Raw genomic sequence first — 1,493 nt, forward strand, 5'->3', positions numbered from 1 at the left:
CACGCCGACCACCAACGTCGTATTGCCCAGCGGCCAGATCCCGGTCATGGGCAAGGTGGCATGGCAGTGATGCAACAGATCAACCAGCCACTGACCACCGCCGACTACCTGGCATCGCTGCAAAAACTCCTGCCCTATGGGCCAGCCTGGACCGATGACCCCGAGGCAGCAATCACCCAACTACTGACGGGCCTAGCACAGGAACTGGCACGGTGCGATGCCAGCAGTTGGCAACTCATCGAAGAGGCCGATCCACGCACCACCGATGCATTGTTTCCCGATTGGGAGCGGGTCGCTGGCTTGCCAGATCTGTGCGTCACCGCGCTCAGCGGTCAACAAACGCTTGCACAGCGACGGGCCGCCCTGGTCTCCCGACTCACCCAGATCGGTGGCCAATCGCGCGCCTACTTCGTGGGCGTGGCCCGCACATTGGGTTCCACCATCACGATCACCGAGGGCTGGCAGGCCATCGACACCGTCATCTCGCCGGTCAACAACCCCCTGACCAATAGCCGCTGGGTCTACACCTGGACGATTCATGCACGGCTCGGGGACACGCGCAGCACGCTCACGGTCAATGGCCGCGTATGCGATCCGCTGGCGACATGGCGCAACACATTGCTCGAGTGCGTGATGCGGCGGCTCAAGCCTGCCCACACCACGCTGCTCTTCAGCTACACGTAGGAGATCACATGGACAACCGCGTCTGGGAGGCCAATGCCGCCCAAACTCCCCCCGTTATACCCGGCAATCCGTCAATCGGTTATCCAACTGACGGCAATCCTCACCCAACTACTGACGGGCCTAGCACAGGAACTGGCACGGTGCGATGCCAGCAGTTGGCAACTCATCGAAGAGGCCGATCCACGCACCACCGATGCATTGTTTCCCGATTGGGAGCGGGTCGCTGGCTTGCCAGATCTGTGCGTCACCGCGCTCAGCGGTCAACAAACGCTTGCACAGCGACGGGCCGCCCTGGTCTCCCGACTCACCCAGATCGGTGGCCAATCGCGCGCCTACTTCGTGGGCGTGGCCCGCACATTGGGTTCCACCATCACGATCACCGAGGGCTGGCAGGCCATCGACACCGTCATCTCGCCGGTCAACAACCCCCTGACCAATAGCCGCTGGGTCTACACCTGGACGATTCATGCACGGCTCGGGGACACGCGCAGCACGCTCACGGTCAATGGCCGCGTATGCGATCCGCTGGCGACATGGCGCAACACATTGCTCGAGTGCGTGATGCGGCGGCTCAAGCCTGCCCACACCACGCTGCTCTTCAGCTACACGTAGGAGATCACATGGACAACCGCGTCTGGGAGGCCAATGCCGCCCAAACTCCCCCCGTTATACCCGGCAATCCGTCAATCGGTTATCCAACTGACGGCAATCCAACTACCAATACACCGGCCACGACACCTGGGGATTACTGGTTCTATCAGGTCAGCGAAGAGATCCGCAACGTGATCCTGGCAGGTGGCCTCGCACCC

General features: G+C 62.1%; 3 protein-coding genes. All 3 read left to right on the plus strand.

The genetic code is table 11. The annotated features are described in order from the left end of the window. On the plus strand, positions 1 to 684 hold a 684-nt coding region (locus XANALMUS060_RS17055), incomplete at its 5' end, for a putative phage tail protein (protein ID WP_052688287.1). A gap of 33 nt (positions 685 to 717) precedes the next feature. Continuing rightward, positions 718 to 1,296, plus strand: coding sequence for a putative phage tail protein (locus tag XANALMUS060_RS17060; RefSeq protein WP_045739458.1), 579 nt, complete (start codon positions 718 to 720; stop codon positions 1,294 to 1,296). A gap of 8 nt (positions 1,297 to 1,304) precedes the next feature. Further along, on the plus strand, positions 1,305 to 1,493 hold a 189-nt coding region (locus tag XANALMUS060_RS20375; RefSeq protein WP_200894111.1), incomplete at its 3' end, for a hypothetical protein.

The sequence above is a fragment of the Xanthomonas sp. MUS 060 genome, assembly GCF_000963215.1.
Classification (GTDB): domain Bacteria; phylum Pseudomonadota; class Gammaproteobacteria; order Xanthomonadales; family Xanthomonadaceae; genus Xanthomonas_A.

Coding starts and splice junctions, on each gene's coding strand:
- XANALMUS060_RS17060 (WP_045739458.1), top strand. CDS start 718: ATGCCGCCCAAACTCCCCCCGTTATACCCGGCAATCCGTCAATCGGTT.